At 70.6% G+C, this 19,713-nt stretch carries 19 protein-coding genes; 13 read left to right on the plus strand and 6 right to left on the minus strand.

What is annotated here, in order from left to right:
• Positions 1-46: 46 nt before the first annotated feature.
• The 4 genes from MKK64_RS12730 (at position 47) to MKK64_RS12745 (ending at position 5,461) form a co-directional block, all read left to right on the plus strand.
• On the plus strand, positions 47-1,735 hold the full coding sequence (locus MKK64_RS12730) for an AMP-binding protein (RefSeq protein WP_409567953.1): 1,689 nt from the start codon (positions 47-49) through the stop codon (positions 1,733-1,735).
• Positions 1,732-2,916 carry an acetyl-CoA C-acyltransferase gene (locus MKK64_RS12735; RefSeq protein ID WP_243935300.1) on the plus strand — a complete coding sequence of 395 codons (1,185 nt, stop codon included), beginning with the start codon at positions 1,732-1,734 and terminating at the stop codon, positions 2,914-2,916. Before MKK64_RS12730 ends, MKK64_RS12735 begins: the two co-directional genes overlap by 4 nt.
• A 26-nt stretch (positions 2,917-2,942) precedes the next feature.
• Entirely contained in the window at positions 2,943-4,139 is a 1,197-nt protein-coding gene (locus MKK64_RS12740) for an acyl-CoA dehydrogenase family protein (RefSeq protein ID WP_243935302.1), read from the plus strand.
• Positions 4,140-4,309: 170 nt separating this feature from the next.
• On the plus strand, positions 4,310-5,461 hold the full coding sequence (locus tag MKK64_RS12745) for an acyl-CoA dehydrogenase family protein (RefSeq protein ID WP_243935304.1): 1,152 nt from the start codon (positions 4,310-4,312) through the stop codon (positions 5,459-5,461).
• 25 nt (positions 5,462-5,486) lie between these two features.
• Here the strand turns inward: MKK64_RS12745 and MKK64_RS12750 are convergent, their stop codons facing one another.
• Entirely contained in the window at positions 5,487-6,713 is a 1,227-nt protein-coding gene (locus MKK64_RS12750; RefSeq protein WP_147726367.1) for a TetR/AcrR family transcriptional regulator, read from the minus strand.
• A gap of 224 nt (positions 6,714-6,937) precedes the next feature.
• Here MKK64_RS12750 and MKK64_RS12755 point away from each other — a divergent pair, with 224 nt between their 5' ends.
• The 8 genes from MKK64_RS12755 to MKK64_RS12790 all read left to right on the plus strand — a co-directional run bounded on the left by MKK64_RS12755 (position 6,938) and on the right by MKK64_RS12790 (position 15,611).
• Positions 6,938-8,146 (plus strand): polyhydroxyalkanoate depolymerase, encoded by a 1,209-nt coding sequence (locus MKK64_RS12755; RefSeq protein ID WP_243935576.1) that lies wholly within the window; start codon positions 6,938-6,940, stop codon positions 8,144-8,146.
• A gap of 109 nt (positions 8,147-8,255) precedes the next feature.
• A complete protein-coding gene (locus tag MKK64_RS12760; RefSeq protein ID WP_243935306.1) occupies positions 8,256-10,874 on the plus strand; it encodes a TIGR02302 family protein in 2,619 nt (872 codons plus the stop codon).
• 92 nt (positions 10,875-10,966) lie between these two features.
• On the plus strand, positions 10,967-11,152 hold the full coding sequence (locus tag MKK64_RS12765; protein WP_147728507.1) for a twin transmembrane helix small protein: 186 nt from the start codon (positions 10,967-10,969) through the stop codon (positions 11,150-11,152).
• Positions 11,153-11,283: 131 nt separating this feature from the next.
• Entirely contained in the window at positions 11,284-11,916 is a 633-nt protein-coding gene (locus MKK64_RS12770) for an acyloxyacyl hydrolase (RefSeq protein WP_147728508.1), read from the plus strand.
• A gap of 47 nt (positions 11,917-11,963) precedes the next feature.
• A complete protein-coding gene (locus MKK64_RS12775) occupies positions 11,964-12,536 on the plus strand; it encodes a cob(I)yrinic acid a,c-diamide adenosyltransferase (RefSeq protein ID WP_147728509.1) in 573 nt (190 codons plus the stop codon).
• Positions 12,537-12,746: 210 nt separating this feature from the next.
• Entirely contained in the window at positions 12,747-13,496 is a 750-nt protein-coding gene (locus MKK64_RS12780; protein ID WP_147842944.1) for an electron transfer flavoprotein subunit beta/FixA family protein, read from the plus strand.
• A gap of 66 nt (positions 13,497-13,562) precedes the next feature.
• Positions 13,563-14,516, plus strand: coding sequence for an electron transfer flavoprotein subunit alpha/FixB family protein (locus tag MKK64_RS12785; protein ID WP_243935308.1), 954 nt, complete (start codon positions 13,563-13,565; stop codon positions 14,514-14,516).
• A gap of 213 nt (positions 14,517-14,729) precedes the next feature.
• Positions 14,730-15,611: a 3-hydroxybutyryl-CoA dehydrogenase gene (locus tag MKK64_RS12790; RefSeq protein WP_147727480.1), complete on the plus strand. Its 882-nt coding sequence runs from the start codon at positions 14,730-14,732 to the stop codon at positions 15,609-15,611.
• 25 nt (positions 15,612-15,636) lie between these two features.
• Here MKK64_RS12790 and MKK64_RS12795 read toward each other — a convergent pair whose 3' ends face one another.
• The 5 genes from MKK64_RS12795 to MKK64_RS12815 form a co-directional block, all read right to left on the minus strand.
• Positions 15,637-15,942 (minus strand): hypothetical protein, encoded by a 306-nt coding sequence (locus tag MKK64_RS12795; protein ID WP_147842947.1) that lies wholly within the window; start codon positions 15,940-15,942, stop codon positions 15,637-15,639.
• Between the two features lie 122 nt (positions 15,943-16,064).
• A complete protein-coding gene (locus MKK64_RS12800) occupies positions 16,065-17,075 on the minus strand; it encodes an NAD(P)H-quinone oxidoreductase (RefSeq protein ID WP_243935309.1) in 1,011 nt (336 codons plus the stop codon).
• Positions 17,076-17,156: 81 nt separating this feature from the next.
• Positions 17,157-17,792: a uracil phosphoribosyltransferase gene (upp, locus tag MKK64_RS12805; RefSeq protein WP_243935311.1), complete on the minus strand. Its 636-nt coding sequence runs from the start codon at positions 17,790-17,792 to the stop codon at positions 17,157-17,159.
• 125 nt (positions 17,793-17,917) lie between these two features.
• Entirely contained in the window at positions 17,918-18,388 is a 471-nt protein-coding gene (locus MKK64_RS12810) for a DUF2852 domain-containing protein (protein WP_147842950.1), read from the minus strand.
• An 83-nt stretch (positions 18,389-18,471) separates the two neighbouring features.
• Positions 18,472-19,098, minus strand: coding sequence for a TetR/AcrR family transcriptional regulator (locus tag MKK64_RS12815; RefSeq protein WP_147727475.1), 627 nt, complete (start codon positions 19,096-19,098; stop codon positions 18,472-18,474).
• A 248-nt stretch (positions 19,099-19,346) separates the two neighbouring features.
• On the opposite strand from MKK64_RS12815, the gene MKK64_RS12820 reads away from it, so the two are divergent.
• Positions 19,347-19,649, plus strand: a complete 303-nt coding sequence (locus MKK64_RS12820; RefSeq protein ID WP_243935314.1) for a hypothetical protein — start codon at positions 19,347-19,349, stop codon at positions 19,647-19,649.
• Positions 19,650-19,713: the final 64 nt, after the last annotated feature.

Raw genomic sequence — 19,713 nt, forward strand, 5'->3', positions numbered from 1 at the left:
GCCCGCACGAGGCCGCGTCTGGGAGGTTGGCGTGTCGCATCAGGCGATCCGGGAGACCGAGCCGACGGCGGAGCCGCGGGCACAGGCCTGGGCGCGCCATTTCCCGAATGCCTGCGACTGGGACGGCCCGGTCGAGATCGGCACCATCCCGGACCTGCTGGCGGCGGGCGTCGCCGCGGCGAAGGGCCCGGCCTTCGATTTCCGCGGACGCGCGATCGGCTTTCCCGAATTCGCCGACCACGTTGAGGCGGTCGCCGCCGGCCTGATCGATCGCGGGCTAACGCCCGACGCCACGATCGGCCTCCACCTGCCGAACACCCCGTTCCACCCGGTCGCCTTCTTCGCGGCGGCTCGGGCCGGCCTGCGGGTGGTGCACCTGTCCGGTCTCGATGCGCCGCGCGAGCTCGCGCACAAGCTCGGCACCACCCGCGCGCGCGTCCTCGTCACCACCAACCTCCCGGGCTTCCTGCCGGTGGCGCTGAAGCTTCTCGACGAGGGCGCCGTCGATACCCTCCTCGTCGGCGACGACGCGGAATGGGGCGCCTCGACGGTGTCCGAGCCGCTGCCGATCCCCGAGCGCCCGGGCGTCGTGACCCTGTCGGCCCTGCGCCGGGCACCGCGTCCGGCGGCCTGGCCGCAGCGCAAGCCCTCCGACGTGATGCTGCTGCAGTTCACCGGCGGCACCACCGGGCTGCCGAAGGCGGCGATGCTGACCCACGGCAACCTCACGGCTTCCGTCTCGATGTACCGGCTCTGGACCGACGACGGGGACGAGGGCGAGGCCTCGGCCCGCACCGTCTGCGTGCTGCCGCTCTTCCACATCTACGCGCTGACGACGGTGCTGCTGCGCGGCATCCGCGGCGGCACCCAGATCCTGCTGCGCCAGCGCTTCGACCTGGACGAGATCATCGCCGACATCGAGGTCCGCCGCGCCACCGCGCTGCCGGGCGTGCCGACGATGTGGTTCGCGCTGCTGAACCGCCCCGGCATCGAGGCGGTGGACTTCTCGTCGCTGCGCTCATGCATGAGCGGCGGCGCGCCCCTGCCCTTCGACGTGATGAGCCGCCTCAGCCGGCTGATGGGCGTGAACCTCGCCGTCGGCTGGGGTATGACCGAGACCGCGCCGGCGGGCACCCGCCTGCCGCGGGCGGGGGAGCGCCGCCCCGGCGTGATCGGCATTCCGCTGAAGGGCGTCGAGATGCGCGTCGTCTCCCTCGACGACCCGTCGGTGGAGGTGCCGACGGGCGAGACCGGCGAGATCGCGATCCGCGGGCCGAACGTCTTCGTCGGCTACTTCGAGCAACCCGACGCCACCGCGGACGCGTTCCGCGACGGCTGGTTCCTTACCGGGGACATCGGGCGGGTGGACGAGAACGGCCTGTTCGACCTGGTCGACCGGCGCAAGAACATGATCATCTCCGGCGGCTACAACGTCTATCCGGTGCAGATCGAGAGCGCGATCTACGAGCACCCGGCCGTCGCCGAGACGATCGTCATCGGCGTGCCCTGCGCGTACCGCGGGCAGGCGGCCAAGGCCTTCGTTACCCTGAAGCCCGGCGCCGAGCGCTTCAGCCTCGACGCGCTCAACGACTTCCTCGGCAGCCGCATCGGCCGCCACGAGATCCCCCGGGCGCTCGAGTTCCGGGACGCCCTGCCCCGCAGCCCGGCGGGCAAGCTGCTCGCCAGCGTGCTCGTCGCCGAAGAGCGCGCGAAGACCGGAGCCGACCCCGCATGACCGACGCCGTCATCGTCTCGACCGCCCGCACGCCGATCGGCAAGGCGTTCCGCGGCGCGCTGAACCTCACCGACGGCGCCGATCTCGGCGCGCACGCGATCCGCGCCGCCGTCGAGCGCGCGCGCGTCGAGCCGGGCGAGGTCGAGGAGGTGGTCCTCGGCTGCGGCTACCCGGAGAACGCCACGGGCGGCAACGTCGCGCGGCACGCGAGCCTCGTCGCTGGCATCCCGGTTTGGTCGGCCGGCGTGACCGTGTCGCGGTTCTGCGCCTCGGGCCTGGAGGCGATAGCCAGCGCCGCCCGCCGCGTCATCCTCGACGGCGTCCCTGTGGCGGTGGCCGGGGGCCTCGAATCGATCAGCCTCGTGCAGCCGAAGGTGCAGAAGGAGCTGACCCGGAACGATTGGCTGCTGGCGCACCTACCGGCGATCTACATGCCGATGATTGAGACCGCCGACATCGTCGCCGGGCGCTACGGCATCTCGCGCGAGGCGCAGGATGCGTTCGCGCTCGAAAGCCAGCGCCGCACCGCGGCGGCGCAGGAGCGCGGCCTGTTCGACGACGAGATCGTGCCGATCTCCGCGATGATGTCGGTCACCGACAAGGCCACGGGCGAGACCCGCACCGTCGAGACCCGGCTCGCCAAGGACGAGGGCAACCGCCCCGACACGACGCTGGAAGGCTTGGCCAAGCTCAAGCCCGTGCGCGGCGAGCACGCGTTCGTCACCGCCGGCAACGCCAGCCAGCTCTCGGACGGCGCGTCCGCCTGCGTGGTGATGTCGGGGGCGGAGGCGGCGCGGCGCGGTTTGGCCCCGCTGGGCAGCTTCCGCGGGTTCGCCTCGGCCGGCTGCGGCCCCGACGAGATGGGCATCGGCCCGGTCTTCGCCGTGCCGCGCCTGCTGGAACGCCACGGGCTCAAGGTCGCCGACATCGACCTGTGGGAGCTGAACGAGGCCTTCGCCAGCCAGTCGCTCTATTGCCGCGACACGCTCGGGATCGATCCCGAGCGGGTCAACGTCAACGGCGGCGCGATCAGCGTCGGCCACCCCTTCGGCATGAGCGGCGCCCGCCTCGTCGGCCACGCCCTGCTCGAGGGCCGGCGGCGCAAGGCGCGCTACGCCGTCGTCACCATGTGCGTGGCCGGCGGCATGGGCTGCGCCGGCCTCTTCGAGATCGCCGCCTAGCGATCCGCGACGATCAGGAGACACCGATGGACCTGCGCTACACCGCCGACGAGATCGCGTTCCGCGACGAGGTCCGCAGCTTCTGCCGCGAGAAGATCCCGGCCGAGATCCGGCGCAAGGTCTCGGAAGGCCGCGGCCTGGGCAAGGACGACGTCGTCACGTCCCAGCGCATCCTGAACGCGCGCGGCTGGGCCGTGCCGCACTGGCCCAAGGAATGGGGCGGCCAGGATTGGACGCCGATCCAGCGCTACATCTACACCGAGGAGCTGCTGCAGGCGGCGGTGCCGCTGCCGCAGCAGTTCAACTGCTACATGTTCGGCCCGGTGCTCGCGACCTTCGGCAACCAGGAGCAGAAGCAGCGCTTCCTCGCGCGGGCTGCCAATCTCGACGATTGGTGGTGCCAGGGCTTCTCCGAGCCCGGCGCCGGCTCCGACCTCGCCTCGCTCAAGACCAAGGCGGTGCGGGACGGCGACCACTACGTCGTCGACGGCCAGAAGACCTGGACGACGCTGGGCCAGCATGCCGACTGGATCTTCTGCCTCGTGCGCACCGACATGGAGGCGAAGAAGCAGCGCGGCATTTCCTTCCTCGTGATGGACATGACGTCGCCCGGCATCACCGTGCGCCCGATCATCACCCTGGAGGGGCGCCACGAGGTCAACGAGGTGTTCTTCGATTCCGTGCGCGTGCCGGTCGAGAACCTGATCGGCGAGGAGAACAAGGGCTGGGACTACGCGAAATTCCTGCTTGCCAACGAGCGCACTGGCATCGCCCGCATCGGCCTGACCAAGGAGCGTATTCAGCGCATCAAGCGCCTCGCCAAGGAGATGCCCTCCGGCGCCGGCTCGATGTGGGACGACGGCGATTTCCGCGGACGGGTCGCCGAGGTCGAGATCGAGCTGAAGGCGCTGGAGATCACCCAGATGCGGGTCGCGGCCAAGCAGGGCCGCGCCGATTCGGTGCAGCCCGACCCGGCCTCCTCGCTCCTGAAGATCCGCGGCTCGCAGCTGCAGCAGGCGGCGACCGAGCTGCTGGTGGAGCTCGCCGGCCCGTTCTCGCTCGCCGCGCCCCAGCGCGGCGCCGGCGCCAACAACCCGCCCGGCGGCTTCGACTGGGTCGACGCGGCCGCGCCGAGCTACTTCAACAACCGCAAGGTCTCGATCTACGGCGGCTCGAACGAGATCCAGCACAACGTCATTGCCAAGGGCATCTTGGGCTTGTGAGACCTCCCGCAGGACGCACTGCGCCGCCCTCTCCCGTTCGGGAGAGGGTTGGGGAGAGGGATGCGACGTCGCCGGAAAGACCTGGAGCCCTCACCCTGCCCTCTCCCGCACGGGAGAGCGGACCCGCGTTTCTCTCGGAAGCCTCTTTGCGGCTTCGAACGGATAACACCATGGACTTCGATTTCAGCGGCGAGCAGAACCTGTTGCGCGACAGCGTCGAGCGCTTCTGCGCCGACGGCTACCCGTCGCTGGAGGCGCGCCAGGCCCGGACCCGCGAGCCTCTGGGGTTCTCAGAGCCGAGCTGGGGCAAGCTCGCCGAACTCGGCGTCTGCGGCCTGCCGTTCTCCGAGGAGGATGGCGGGTTCGGCGGCGGCGCCGTCGAGACGATGATCGTGATGGAGGCGATCGGCCGGAACCTCGCGGTCGAGCCGTTCTTCGCCAGCGGCGTTCTCGGCTCCACCGCGATCCGGCTCGGCGCCGATTCGGCCCAGAAGGCGCGCTGGCTCCCCGGGATCGTGGAGGGTTCGACCCGCCTGGCCCTCGCCCAAACCGAGCGGCAGTCCCGCTACGACCTTCACGATGTCGCGACCAGGGCCCGCCGCGACGGCTCGGGCTTCGTGCTCGACGGGCAGAAGAGCGTCGTGCTGAACGCCGATTCCGCCGGCTTGATCGTCGTCAGCGCCCGGGTCTCGGGCGAGCGCCGCGACCCGCACGGGATCGGCCTGTTCGTGGTGCCGGCCGATGCGCCGGGCGTCACCGTCGAGGCCTATCCGACCCAGGATGGCGGCCGGGCCGCGGAGGTGACCTTCGCCGGCGTGGCCGTCGATGGCGGCGACGTGCTCGGCGATCCCGAGGGCGGCCTGCCGCTGCTGGTTCGCGTCGCCGAGCACGGGATCGCGGCGCTGGCGGCCGAGGCCCTCGGCTCGATGTCGGCGCTGCATGCGCTGACCGTCGATTACCTCAAGACGCGCAAGCAGTTCGGCGTCACGGTCGGCAGCTTCCAGGCGCTGCAGCACCGGGCGGTCGACATGCTGATCGCCCTCGAGCAGGCGCGCTCCATGGCGATCTACGGGGCGATGATGGTCGAGGCCGGCGATGCCGCCGAGCGTGCCGCCGCCCTCTCAGCGGTGAAGGTGCAGGTCAACAAGGCGTGCCGCTTCCTCGGCCAGGAGGCGGTTCAGCTCCACGGCGGCATCGGCATGACCATGGAGTACATCGGCGCGCACCACTTCAAGCGCCTGGCGATGATCGAGTACCAGTTCGGCGACACGCCCTATCACCTGCGCCGCGTCGCCGACGACGGCGGCCTGATCGCGGCCTGACGCGATCCGAGGACCCGGGCACGCGCTAATCGGCGGCCGCGTGGATCCCCATGAACAGCGGGCGCACGAAGATCTCGGCCGCATCGGCGCCGGCGACGTCGCACCAGCGGTCGAGGTCGGAGGCGGCGTCGATCATGCTGCTCACCACCTGCGCGGCGATCGACGGGTCGACGGCGCGGATCGAGCCGTCGGCGATGCCGTCGCCGATCGGGAAGGCCAGGCGCTCCCACAGGCGGCGCATGGTCAGCGGGATCTCGGCGCGCAGGGTGTCCGGCAGGGCGCCGACGGCGGTGCAGCGCAGGAGCGGGCCGCCCTCGGAGACCTGGTGGCGCATCAGCGCACGGGCGCAGGCGGTGATCCGAGTCCAGCCGGTGCCGCCGGCCGCCTCGGCCGCCTCCTGCTCCCGGCGCAGGATGGCGAAGGTGCGCGCGAAGCACTGGGCGATCAGGTCGTCCTTGTTGTCGTTGTGATGGTAGAACGAGCCCTTGGTGACGCTGAGCCGCGCCGAGATCTTCTCCACCGAGGCGCCGCGATAGCCTTCCTCGTTGATCAGCGCCGTCGCCGCCCGCAGGAACGGCTCGGTTGGGTCGCCCTGGGCCGTGATCGGGTCCGGTGCGTCGCCGCTCCAGCGGCTCTCCGGGCTCGCCAAGCCGTGCAGCAGGAGATCGGCGATCCGCGCCCCGACGCGGGGGTAATCCGCCGCCTCGTAGCGGTCGATCCAGGCGCGGACCGTGTGCACCACCGAGACGACGAGGTGCGTCCGTGCCCGCAACGCGTCGCGGTCGAGGCCCGGGAAGGCGGCCTCGGGGAAGAACGCGGCGCGCGCCTGCCGGAAGAAGGCGTTGTAGGCGGCGTAGACCGCCGCGCTCTGCGGCTCGGGCAGCGCGCGCATGTCGGTCAGCCGAACCTGAGGCGCCCGCGCCCCGGTCTCGATCGCCGCGAGGTCGCGGAAGTAGGCGGCCAGGAACGCGGAGAGGCGCTCTGCCGGATCGGCGAGCGCCGCCGTCTCGGCGAGCAGCGCCTCGTGCCACGCGATCGTGCTGACGTAGCAGGCGGCCGCGAGGTCCTCCTTGCGGCGGTAATAGTAGGTGATGCTGTTGGGCATCAGCCCGACGCTGCCGCCGACGTCGTTCAGCGCCGTGCCGCGGATGCCGCGGGCATTGAAGTGCCGTGCCGCCGCATCGAGGATCGCCCCGCGCTTGAGGGCATAGCGTTTGGTCTGCCCGGCCGCGGGCCTTCCTCCGTCGATCATCCCAGCGGTTGAGCATGGCGGCGCACGAGCTGACAAGCGCGGCGCCGTCAAACGTGGTACTGCGAAGACACAGGCCGACGGCTTCGTACTTTTGGACGGTTGCGGTGGGTGCGCGCCCGTCTGATCCTGACCGCATGATGATGCAGCACGAAGCGGCGTATCAGCCCCATCCCGAAGCCGCGACCGCCCGCCTGTCGGGCCGGTCGCGCACGAGTGCCCGCCCCATGCTGTACGACGCGTTCGAGATGCAGTGCGACCTGGCCCAGCAGACGCGGGCCTGGGGGCGCGTTCTGCACGATGCGGTCTCGCCCTGGACCGCCTTCGGCGATCCGGTGAACTGGATGTCGGCCGGCGCCCGCATGATGATGCGCGCCGGACTGACCTTCGCGCGCCCGTCCTTCGGCATCGAGGCGGTAACGGTCGGCAACCGCAAGGTTTCGGTGGTCGAGGAGCCGGTCCTCGTCACGCCGTTCGGCACCCTGCTGCGCTTTCGCAAGGACATCGATTCCGAGCAGCCGAAGGTGCTGGTCGTGGCCCCGCTCTCGGGCCACTTCGCGACGCTGCTGCGCAGCACGGTGAAGACCCTGCTGCCCGACCACGACGTCTACATCACCGACTGGCACAACGCCCGCGACGTGCCGCTCTCCGACGGCGCGTTCGGGTTCGACGACTATGTCGGGCACCTCGTGCAGTTCCTCGGGGCGATGGGCGGCTGCGCGCACGTGCTTGCGGTCTGCCAGCCGACCGTCCAGGCGCTCGCCGCCGCCGCGGTGATGGCGGAATCGAAGGATGCGGCCACGCCCCGCAGCATGACGCTGATGGCCGGCCCGGTGGATTGCCGCATCAGCCCGACCTCGGTGAACGCGCTCGCCACCTCGAAGCCGATCGAGTGGTTCGAGAAGAACCTGATCGCCACCGTGCCGCGGCGCCACAAGGGCGCCGGCCGCCGGGTCTATCCCGGCTTCGTCCAGGTCTCGGCCTTCGTCTCGATGAACACCAAGCGCCACGTCCAGGGCCACGCGGACCTGTTCTGGCACATGGCCAACGGCGAGGTCGAGAAGGCCGACGCGATCGCCGGGTTCTACGACGAGTACTTCGCCGTGCTCGACCTCGCGGCGGAGTTCTACATCGAGACCGTGAAGACGGTGTTCCAGGACTACACCCTGGCCAAGAACGAGCTGACCTATCGCGGCAACCGGATCGACATGCGCGCGATCCGCAAGACCGCGCTGATGACGGTCGAGGGCGAGCGCGACGACATCTGCGCCGTCGGCCAGACCATGGCGGCGCACGACCTCTGTACCGGCCTGCCCCCGCACATGCGCAGCCACCACCTCCAGGCCGGCGTCGGCCATTACGGGGTGTTCTCGGGCCGCAAGTGGGAGGGGCAGACCTACCCGCTGGTGCGCAACTTCATCCAGTCGCACAACTGAGGACGACCGACCCGCCCTGAGCGGATTTGACCCGCACGTGCACGATGCGCACCATGCTAGCTTGCCTGCACGAACGTGCTGGTTCGAGGGCGGCGAGGCGATTGCGGGCGTGAGCAGTAACGATCCGAAGCGATCCGGCACCGCCGCACGGCTCGACCGGCTGGTGGCGCGCTCCAACGCCGCCGGCCTGTGGGAGCGGGCCTGGCCGGTGCTGTGGCGCGGCCTTGGCGTCGTCCTGGCCTTCCTCGCCGTCTCCTGGCTCGGCCTCTGGCTCGATCTCTCCGCCACCTGGCGCATCGTCGGCCTCGTCGCCTTCGGTGCCGCGCTGGTCGCCGTGCTCGCCCCACTCGCTCGGCTGCGCCGGACGGACCGGCGCGCCGCGCTCGCCCGCATCGACCGCGAGGCGGCGGCGCGCGACGCGACGCTGGTTCACGCCTCGGCCTCGACGATCGAGGACACGCTCGCCGTCGGCACCACCGATCCCGACACGCGGGCGCTCTGGGCCTTGCATCAGGCGCGCGCGGCGAGCGCCGTCGCGACGCTGCGCGTCGGCCGGCCGCGGCCCGGCATGCCGCGCCACGACCCATTCGCGCTGCGCGCCGGCCTCGTGGTCGCGGCGGTGGCGAGCCTGTTCGTCGCCGGCCCGGAATGGCGCGAGCGCCTCGGCAGCGCCTTCGACTGGCGCGAGGCCGCTTCGGCCGGCCCGAACTACCGCATCGACGGCTGGATCGACCCGCCGCTCTACACCCGGCTTCCGCCGCTCGCGGTCGCGATGTCGGGCGGCGAGCAGCGCCTGCGCGTGCCGGTGAATTCACAGCTGATCGTGCGCATCGCCGGCGAGAGCCCGGCGCAGACCGTGCTGACGCCGAATGCCGGGCTCAAGGCCGTGCCCGGCAAGGAGCCGCGACCCGACCTGCGCGAGGACCGGTTCCAGATCGTCGGGCCGACGGCCGAGCTCACCATCGCCGCGCCGGGGCAGACCCAGCGCCTGATCGTCGAGGCGATCCCCGACACCCCGCCCGAGGTCCACGCGGTCAACGGCCCGGAGGTGAACGGGCGTGGCACCTTCAACCTGAGCTACCGCGCCAAGGACGATTACGGCATCGCCTCGGCCGAGGGGATCGTCGAGCCGCTGGAGGGGACGCGCTCGCTTGTGCCGCCGCCGCGCATCGCCCTGGCGCTGCCGGGCGATGCGAGCGGCGAGACCGACACCAAGACGCTCGTGGACCTGACCGACAACCCATGGTCGGGCGCGAAGGTGCGCTTCACCTATCTCGTCAAGGACGAGGCCGGCCAGGAGGGCCGCACGCCGACGATCGAGATGGTGCTGCCCGCCCGCCCCTTCCGCGATCCGCTGGCGCGGGCGCTGGCCGAGGAGCGCCGTCGCCTCGTGGTGACGCCGGACGAGGGCCGCGCCCGCGTGCAGATGGCGCTCGACGGACTGCTCGTCGCGCCCGAGATGTTCACGCCGCAGCCGGGGGTGTTCCTCGGCCTGAAGACCGCGGCGCGGCGCCTGCGGGCGGCCGGCAACGATGCCGCGCTCACCGAGGTCGCGGACCTGCTCTGGGAGATGGCCCTCAAGATCGAGGACGGCGACCTTTCCGACGCCGAGAAGAAGCTCCGGCAGGCGCAGGACCGGCTCAAGGAGGCGATCGAGAAGAACGCGCCCGACGACGAGATCCAGCGCCTGACCCAGGACCTCAAGCAGGCCCTCGACAAGTTCATGAAGCAGCTGGCCGAGAAGCAGAGCAAGCAGCCGCGCGACCAGGGCTCGCGCGACAAGCAGGGCCAGCCATCGAAGAGCGTGACGCCGGACGACCTCGACAAGATGCTCAAGGACATGGCCGAGGCGATGAAGCGCGGCGACACGGCCGAGGCGCAGCGCCTGATGGAGCAGCTGCGCAACATCCTGGAGAACCTGCAGAGCGCCGAGCAGGGCGGCAAGTCCGACCCGACCGCCCGCGAGATGCAGAAGCAGATGAAGGAGCTCGACCAGATGGCCCGCGAGCAGCAGGGCCTGCGCGACGAGACCTTCAAGGAAGGCCAGGAGAGGCCCGGCGGCGAGCAGGGCCAGCGTCCGCCAAGCCGCGGTCAGCCGGGGCAGAAGCCCGGGCAGAAGGGGCAGCAGAGCCCCGGCCAGCAGGGCCAGGGCCAGCAAGGTCAAGGCGAGCAGGGGCAGCAGGGCCAGGGCCAGCAAGGCAAGGGGCAGCCGGGCCAGCAGGGCGGGGTCGGCGAGCGCCAGCAGGCCCTGCGCCAGCGCCTGCAGGACCTGCAGAACCGCATGAAGGAGAACGGCATGAAGGGCGAGGAAGGCCTTTCGGATGCCGAGGATGCAATGCGCGAGGCCGAGAACGCGCTGAAGGACGGCCAGGACGGCGACGCGGTCGACGCGCAGGGCCGCGCCCTCGACGGGCTCAAGCGCGGTGCCGACGGCATGCAGCAGCAGATGCAGGAATCGGCCGAAGCCGAGGGCGAGGGCCAGGGCGACAAGCCCGACGGCGAGCAGCCCGGCCAGCAGGGACAGGCCGGTGCCAAGGACGACGACCCGCTCGGCCGCCCGACCCGCGGGCGCGACATGAGCGACGGCCGCGTGCGCGTGCCGACCGCCGACGAATCGGCGGTGCAGCGGGCGCGCCGGATCATGGAGGAGCTGCGGCGCAAGCTCGGCGACCCGACCCGCTCGCAGGAGGAGCTCGACTACTTCGAGCGCCTGCTGCGCCGGAACTGAGCCGGGGCGCGGCCCGCGTCGCATCGCCCCTGCCGTTCGCCCGGCGAAGCGCCTACAAGGGCTGAATCGCTCGCAGTCGAGATCGTCCGTCCATGTCCGGCAACTCCGTCGTCCTCGTCGCCTGCCTCGCGGTCGCGGTCATCCTCCTCCTCGGCCTCGCCAACATGATGCGCGGGGGCGACGCCAACCTGTCCCAGCGCCTGATGCGCCTGCGCGTGCTGCTGCAGTTCGTGGCGATTCTGGTGATCATGGGCGTGGCCTGGTGGCGCTCGGCCTGATGGATCGGGGCGGCCCGGGACTGTGACCGCCGGGCCGCACCGGGGCGCATTCGCGCGCGGGCCGGATGAAACGGCGCCCCCGGCAGGCCGGCCCATGCTAGGAATTCCGGGTTCAACCGGATCCGCCCCGCATGAAGTCCTCCTCGCATCGTCTCGTCGCTGGCGCTCTTGCCCTCGCGATCGCCTCGCCCGTCGCGGCAGCCGATCTCGGGTACGCGCCGCGGCCCGCGGCCTACGCGCCGCCGGTGCAGCCCCTCAGCATCGTCTCCGAAGTCCGGATCGGCGGCGCCGTGCAGGATCCCGGCAGCGCCGAGGGCAAGCTCCCGGGCTTCGAGAAGCAGAACGTCAACGGCGAGATCCTGTTCTCGAAGCCGCTGGTGAGCGCCGATCCGTTCTGGCAGGCCTTCGTGCCGCGCCCGACGGTGGGCGGCAGCTACAACACCGGCGGCCGGACCAGCTACGCCTATCTCGGCGCGACCTGGTCGGTCGACCTCTTCCCCGAGACCTTCGACCGCCGCGTCTTCATCGACGGCTTCTTCGGTGGCGCCGCGCATAACGGCTATACCGGCCCGAAGGCGCTCGCCCCGTACGGCTTCAACTCGCTCGGCTGCTCGCCGCTGTTCCGCGAGGCCGCGGCGCTCGGCTTCCGCATCACCGAGCATTGGAGCATCATGGCGACCGTCGAGCACATGTCGAATGCCGGCCTGTGCGGCGAGAACCGCGGCCTGACCAACTTCGGCGGCAAGCTCGGCTACACCTTCTGATCTGCAAGCTCGGCTACGTCTTCTGATCTGAAAGCGTCGGCGCACCCGTGGTCACCCTCAACCGCATCTACACCCGCACCGGCGACAAGGGCACCACCGCCCTGGCCGACGGCCAGCGCCGGTCGAAGGCGGACCTGCGGGTCGAGACCTACGGCACCGTCGACGAGACCAACGCCTGCGTCGGCCTCGCCCGCCAGCACGCCGAGCCGCGCATCGACGCGATGCTCGGCGCTATCCAGAACGACCTGTTCGATCTCGGGGCCGACCTTGCGACGCCCCCGAGCGACGCGCCGCCGGCCTACGAGCCCCTGCGGATCGTCGCCTCGCAGGTGGCGCGGCTCGAAGCCGACATCGACGCGCTCAACGCCAACATCGCGCCGCTGAAGTCCTTCGTGCTGCCCGGCGGCTCGCCGGCCGCCGCCGCGCTCCACCTCGCCCGCACCGTCAGCCGCCGGGCCGAGCGGCTCGCCGTCGCGCTTGCGGCGACCGAGGGCGAGATCGTCTCGCCCGAAGCGCTGAAGTACCTCAACCGCCTGTCGGACTTCCTGTTCGTGGCGAGCCGCGCGGCCAACGCCGACGGCGCCGACGACGTGCTCTGGGTGCCCGGCAAGAACCGCTAGGGCGGGCCCGGGCCGATCCGCTCCCGCCGCCGTACCGCCGATCCGAATTCCCTTCGCCGACCGTCCGCGGCTTTTCGAAAGCGCGTGCGCGCGCCGCGTTGACAAGGCGGAAATGTGGCCGTTACGGTCCGCGCCCTGTGCGAGCCGCCTGCGAAGGCGCTCCGAAATTCGCCGATCACAACAATCCGGCCGCGGAGGAAGTAGACCGCCATGAAGGTTCTGGTGCCCGTCAAGCGGGTCGTCGATTACAACGTCAAGATCCGCGTCAAGGCCGACGGCTCCGGGGTCGAGCTCGCCAACGTCAAGATGTCGATGAACCCCTTCGACGAGATCGCCGTCGAGGAGGCGATCCGCCTGAAGGAGAAGGGCAAGGTCACCGAGATCGTGGCGGTGTCGATCGGCCCGCAGCAGGCCCAGGAGACGCTCCGCACCGCGCTCGCCATGGGCGCCGACCGCGCGATCCTGGTGAAGACCGACACGGTCTGCGAGCCGCTGGCGGTGGCCAAGATCCTGAAGGCGATCGTCGAGAAGGAGAACCCGGAGCTGGTGATCCTCGGCAAGCAGGCGATCGACGACGATTCGAACCAGACCGGCCAGATGCTCGCCGCGCTGCTCGGCTGGCCGCAGGGCACCTTCGCCTTCAAGATCGAGGCCGGCGAGGGCAGCCTCGACGTGACCCGCGAGGTCGACGGCGGCCTGCAGACGGTGTCGCTCAAGCTCCCGGCGATCGTCACGACCGACCTGCGCCTCAACGAGCCGCGCTACGCCTCGCTGCCCAACATCATGAAGGCGAAGAAGAAGCCGCTCGAGGAGATGGCGCCCGACGCCCTCGGCGTCGACGTCACCCCGAAGCTGAAGGTCCTCAAGACCGCCGAGCCGCCGGGTCGCTCGGCCGGCATCAAGGTCGGCTCGGCCGCGGAGCTCGTGCAGAAGCTGAAGACCGAGGCCAACGTCATCTAGTCCCGCAGCGCGCGCTCCCGCATCCGGTCGAGCGCGCGCCTCATCCGAGATCCGAGGTTTGAACCGATGACCACCCTCCTCCTCGTCGAGTACGGCCAGTCCGAGATCAAGGACGGCACCTTGAAGGCGCTCACCGCCGCCAAGCAGCTCGGCGCCCCCATCCACGCCCTCGTCGTCGGCGCCGGCAGCCGGGCCGCCGCCGACGCGGCGGCCAAGCTCGACGGCGTCGACAAGGTGCTGCTGGCCGAGGACGCGGCCTACGACCACGACCTCGCCGAGCCGGTCGCCGCGCTGATCGTCGCGATCGCGGAGCCCTACGACGCGATCGTGTGCTCGGCGACCACCACCGGCAAGAACATCCTGCCGCGCGTCGCCGCCCTGCTCGACGTCGCGCAGATCTCCGACATCATGGCGGTCGTGTCGCCCGACACGTTTGAGCGCCCGATCTATGCCGGCAACGCGATCCAGACCGTCCAGGCCGGCGCCGGCAAGAAGGTGATCACCGTCCGCACCGCCGCCTTCAAGGCCACCGGCGAGGGCGGAGCGGCGGCCCCCGTCGAGGCGGTGACGGCGGCGGCGCCCCCTGCCGGCGGCTCGACCTTCAAGGGCGAGGAGATCGCCAAGTCCGACCGGCCGGAGCTGGCGGCGGCCAAGAGCATCGTCTCCGGCGGTCGCTCGCTCGGCTCGGCCGACAAGTTCAAGGAGCTGATCGAGCCGCTGGCCGACTCGCTCGGCGCCGCCGTCGGCGCCTCCCGCGCCGCGGTCGATGCCGGCTACGCCCCCAACGACTGGCAGGTCGGCCAGACCGGCAAGGTGGTCGCGCCCGACCTCTACGTCGCCGTCGGCATCTCCGGCGCGATCCAGCACCTGGCCGGCATGAAGGATTCGAAGGTCATCGTCGCGATCAACAAGGACGAGGACGCGCCGATCTTCCAGGTGGCGGATTACGGGCTCGTCGGCGACCTGTTCCAGATCGTGCCGGAACTGCAGGCCGAGATCGGCAAGGCCAAGGGCAACTGAAGTCGTTCGTCGCGATCCGAAGGTCGTCGGATCGGGTCACCCGGTCGAACCCGTCGCGCGATCGCGTGCGCGACGGGTTCCACTTGGGCTGACGAAGGGTCTAAAAGAAACGCCGCACAGTCCTTCCAGCTTTCGCGTCGGATGGTGGGCCGTGCGGCGTAGGGCAGCTCGACAACCGCTTCGGTCGTCGGCGTCGGGGGCATGGATCGACAGATGGGCATCGATATCAAGCGGGTCGGCATCATCGGTGCCGGGCAGATGGGGAGCGGCATCGCTCACGTCTGCGCAGCGGCCGGCCTCGACGTTCTGCTGAACGACCGCGATCCCGATCGCCTGAACGCTGGCCTCGCCAACATCGACGGCAACCTCGCGCGCCAGGTCTCGAAGGGCACGATGGACGAGGGACAGCGCCGCGACGTCCGCGAGCGCATCGTCGCCGCCCGCAGCTACGACGACCTCGGCCCCTGCGACCTCGTCATCGAGGCCGCGACCGAGAACGAGGCGACCAAGCGGCAGATCTTCTCGACGCTGTGCACGTCGCTGCGGCCCGATGCGCTGATCGCCACCAACACGTCCTCGATCTCGATCACCCGGCTCGCCGCCTCGACCGACCGGCCGGAGCGCTTCATCGGCATCCACTTCATGAACCCGGTGCCGGTGATGCAGCTCGTCGAGCTGATCCGCGGCATCGCCACGGAGGACCCGACCTACGAGTCGGCCAAGGCGTTCATCGCAAAGCTCGGCAAGACCTCGACGATGTCGGAGGATTTTCCAGCCTTCATCGTCAACCGCATCCTGCTGCCGATGATCAACGAGGCGATCTACACGCTCTACGAGGGCGTCGGCTCGGTCGAATCGATCGACACCGCGATGCGGCTCGGCGCGAACCACCCGATGGGCCCGCTGCAGCTCGCCGACTTCATCGGCCTCGATACCTGCCTTTCGGTGATGCAGGTGCTCTACGAGGGTCTGGCGGATTCGAAGTACCGACCGTGCCCGCTGCTGGTGAAGTACGTCGAGGCCGGCTGGCTTGGCCGCAAGGTCAAGCGCGGCTTCTACGACTATCGCGGCGAGACGCCGGTCCCGACCCGCTGAGCGCGGGCCGGGTCGCTTTCATCGCCTACTTGGGCTGGTTGCCGTTGGCGCTCGGCTGGGCCGGCTGCGGGTAGGTCGGGTTGCCGGCCGGAACGGCACCGCTGTTGCTCGACGCCGGCGCATTGCTCGAGCCCGTCACCGACCCGGTGATCTCCTTGCGCGATGCGTCCTGGCTCTGGCTGGCATAATCCTTCGGCGCGTTGGCTCCGTTCCACGTCAGCAGGCCGATCGTGGCGACCGCGAGCAGCACGAGGCTGCCGACCAGCACCCACAGCACCGACTTGCCGCGCTCGCCCTGGCGCGCGTTCTGATTGGGAAGCTTCTCGACCATTCCAAGGACCTCACCGATACGCCGTCAGGGCGTCGCCGCGTGCCGAAGGGCGGCACGCGTTCTCGACCCGGCAAACGCCGGTCCGTCGCCGGGAGTTCCTCCCGATACGGCCGCGCTCGGCCTCAGCGGCCGGTGACGAGCAGGATCTTGCCGAGGTGGGCGCTCGACTCCATCAGAGCATGCGCCTTCTGCGCCTCTTCCAGGGGGAAGGTCGCGTGGATCACCGGGCGGATGCGGCCGGCATCGAGCTCCGGCCACACGTCGCGGCGGAGCCCGTCGGCGATTTCCGCCTTCTCGGCGTTCGGACGCGGCCGCAGCGTGGCGCCGGTGAAGGTGAGCCGCTTGATCATGATCGGCGTGATGTTGAGCGCCTCGACCTTGTTGCCGCCCATCAGGGCGATCAGTACGAGGCGACCCTCGACCGCGAGCGAGGCGAGGTTCTTGGCGAGGTAGCTCGCACCGATCATGTCGAGGATGACGTCGACGCCCTTGCCGTCGGTCAGCCGCTGGACCTCCTCGGCGAAGTCGGCCTCGCGGTAGTTGATCGCGGCGTCAGCGCCGAGCGACTCGCAGAACGCGCACTTCTCGGCCGAGCCGGCCGTCGTCAGCACGCGGGCGCCGAGGTGCTTGGCGATCTGGATCGCCGTGGAGCCGATGCCGCTCGATCCGCCATGGACGAGGAAGGTCTCGCCCGCGGCGAGCCGCCCGCGTTGCACCACGTTGGAATAGACCGTGAAGAACGTCTCGGGGATGCCGCCGGCATCGACGAGCGACAGCACCTCAGGCTTCGGCAGGCAATGCCCGGCCTCCGCCACCGCGAACTCGGCGTAGCCGCCGCTGATCACCAGCGCGCAGACCTCGTCGCCGAGGGACAGGCCGGACACGCCCTCGCCGAGCGCCGCGATACGGCCCGCGACCTCGAGGCCCGGCACCGCGGTGGCGCCCTTCGGCGGCGGATACTTGCCGCCGCGCTGCATCACGTCCGGACGGTTGACGCCGGCCGACACCACCTCGATCAGCACCTGTCCCGGCCCGGCCTTCGGCAGCGGCACCGTCTCGATGCCGATCACCTCGGGGCCGCCGGCTCCGTTGAAGCAGACCTGGCGCATGGTCTCGGGCAGCGTCGTCGTCATCGGGCGGTCTCCTCGCGAGGGTTCGCCCCTAGTTGCCGCCGGACGCTCCGTTGGCAAGCCCGGGTCCAAGGCCCGCGCGTCTCAGCGGGTGCCGTACATCCGGTCGCCGGCATCGCCCAGGCCCGGCACGATATAGCTGTGGTCGTTGAGGTGGCTGTCGATCGCTGCGGTCCAGATCGGCACGTCGGGGTGAGCGGCCTGAAGCCGGGCGACGCCCTCCGGCGCGGCGAGCAGGCAGACGAAGCGCAGGTCCTGCGCGCCGCGAGCCTTCAGCCGCGTCAGCGCGGCGATGGCGGAATTCGCGGTGGCGAGCATCGGGTCGAGCACCAGCACCGTGCGATCGGCGAGGTCCGACGGCGCCTTGAAGTAGTACTCGACCGCCTCGAGCGTCTCCGGGTCGCGGTAAAGCCCGACATGCGCGACGCGAGCCGAGGGCAGCAGCGACAGCATCCCGTCGAGGAAGCCGACGCCGGCGCGCAGGATCGGGGCGAGGACCAGCTTCTTGCCCTGGATCTGGCGCCCCTCCATCGTCTGGATCGGCGTCTCGATCTTCACCGGCTCCAGCGGCAGGTCGCGCGTCACTTCATAAGCGAGCAGCATCCCGATCTCGTTGAGCAGGTTGCGGAAACCCTGCGTCGAGCGGTTCTTGTCGCGCAGGAGCGTCAGCTTGTGCTGGACGAGGGGGTGGTCGACCACCGTGACCGTTGCCTGGCTCATCCTGTCCTCCCGACGCGTGCCCTCCCGCTTTGCCGAACGGCGATCCCGGGCGCAACGCGAACCCCACGAAAAAGGGCCTTCCGCTCGCACGGAAGGCCCTCGATCTCGTCGGTCGCGCGTCGGGATCAGGCGGTGAAGGACTTGTCGGTCCCGTCGGCGCGGCGCTTGGCCATAAAGGCGTCGAACTGGTCGCGATCCTTGGCGCGCTTCAGCTCCTCGACGAACTCGGCGAAGGCGCGGCTCTCCTCCTGCAGGGCGCGGCGCTGAGCGTCGAGCCGGTCGAGCTCGGCCTTGCGATACTCCTCGAAGGCCCAGTTGCCGGTGGTTCCGCGGCGGTTCGAGGCCTCGAACGCGCGGGCGAAGCGCGAGGCTCGGGCGGTGCCGCCCTCCCAGCCCGCGGCGCCGCGCTTGGCGTAGTCGCGCAGTTCCCCGAGGGCCGGATACCCGGCGATCTTCCACGCCACGAGGGCGAGGCCGACGGGCCACCAGTAGATGAAGCTCACGACGATCGCGCCGATCTCGATCGAGCGGCGCGGAAACGGGCCGCAGCGGCTGACCTTGCCGCTCGCCCAGGGGGAGGAAGTGGAAGTGCTCACGGTAAGGCTCCGCTGTTCATGTGAACAGCGTTAACATGCGGGCGGCCCGCAGGCCTTTCAAGGGGTGCGACGCGCGATGCGCATCACCCCGGCTTGCCCGCTCCGGCGCCGTGGACGAGGGCGAGCACGCCGGCGCGCAGAAGCTCGTACTTGTCGGGAATGCCCGGCCCCTTCGGCAGGTGTCCCGCTGCCGCGAGGGTCGCTAGCCCGTGCGAAAGCGCCCAGACCTCCAGCGCGATGAAGCGCGGGGCGACGCCGCCGAACCCGTCGGGGAAGGTCGCCTGCAACGCCTCGACCAGGAGGTCGAACGGGCTCGGGCGCGGCCCGGCCTCGTTCGGGGCGTGGACGCCGCGGGTCTCGAAGATCGCCGCGTAGTAGCCCGGCTCCTCCTCCGCGAAGGCGAGGTAGGCCTCGCCCATCCGGGTGAAGCGCTCCAGCGGGGTACCGCGGGCTGTGAGCGCGCGCGCCAGCCGCTCGGCCAGATCCGCGAAGCCGCGACCGGCGAGTTCCTCGAGCAACGCCTCGCGGCCGCGGAAATGCCGGTAGAGCGCGGCCGGGGTGACGCCGACGAGGCGGGCGGCGTCGACCAGGGTGAAGCCGCCGATGCCGCGCTCGGCGATGAAGCGGCGCGCGGCCTCGATCAGCGCCTCCTTCAGGTTGCCGTGGTGGTAGCCACGTCGATCAGCGGGTCCGTCTCGCCAGGGTCGCACCGGGTACTCCTCACCTGCACCCCGGACGCGGGCGCGCGACGTTTACGAGCGAGCGTCGCGTTTGTTTCGGCGATCGTGCGAGCTTACCAGAAATCCGGCTTTCCCCGACATCGTTGCGTCTACCAGTCGACGATGGACGCGGGCGTGAGGCTTGACAGCCACGCCCGATGCAACAGTGTTTCATCCGGTGATCGGCAGGGCTCGGGATGCCGTGCGGCCCCCTCGGCGCGGAACGGAGAATCGAGAGCATGGCCTTCGTCAGCCTGAAGGCGTGGCGGGCGCGCTCGGCCGAGCAGGCTCAGCGCGCCAAGCTTCTGAAGGTCGCATGCTCGGATGCCCTCGGGCTCGGCCCGGAGGATGCGATCACCGTCAACGAGATCGCCTGTGCCGACCCCGGTTGCCCGGACATCGAGACCGTGGTGCTGGTGATGCGCGCCGGCGAGCCGACGCGGGCGATCCGCATCCGCGCGCCGATGGATGCAATCGGCGAGGCCGAGCTGGAGCGGCTCGTCGCGGACGAGCGGGTGCTCCGCAAGCCGAACGCATCTTAGGCGCAACCGTGCCGGCGGCTCGGCACGACGCGCGGCGCACTATGTTTTGACCGGGGAAATTCGG

Origin of the sequence: Methylobacterium sp. E-025, assembly GCF_022829705.1 — a bacterium.
GTDB lineage: Bacteria > Pseudomonadota > Alphaproteobacteria > Rhizobiales > Beijerinckiaceae > Methylobacterium.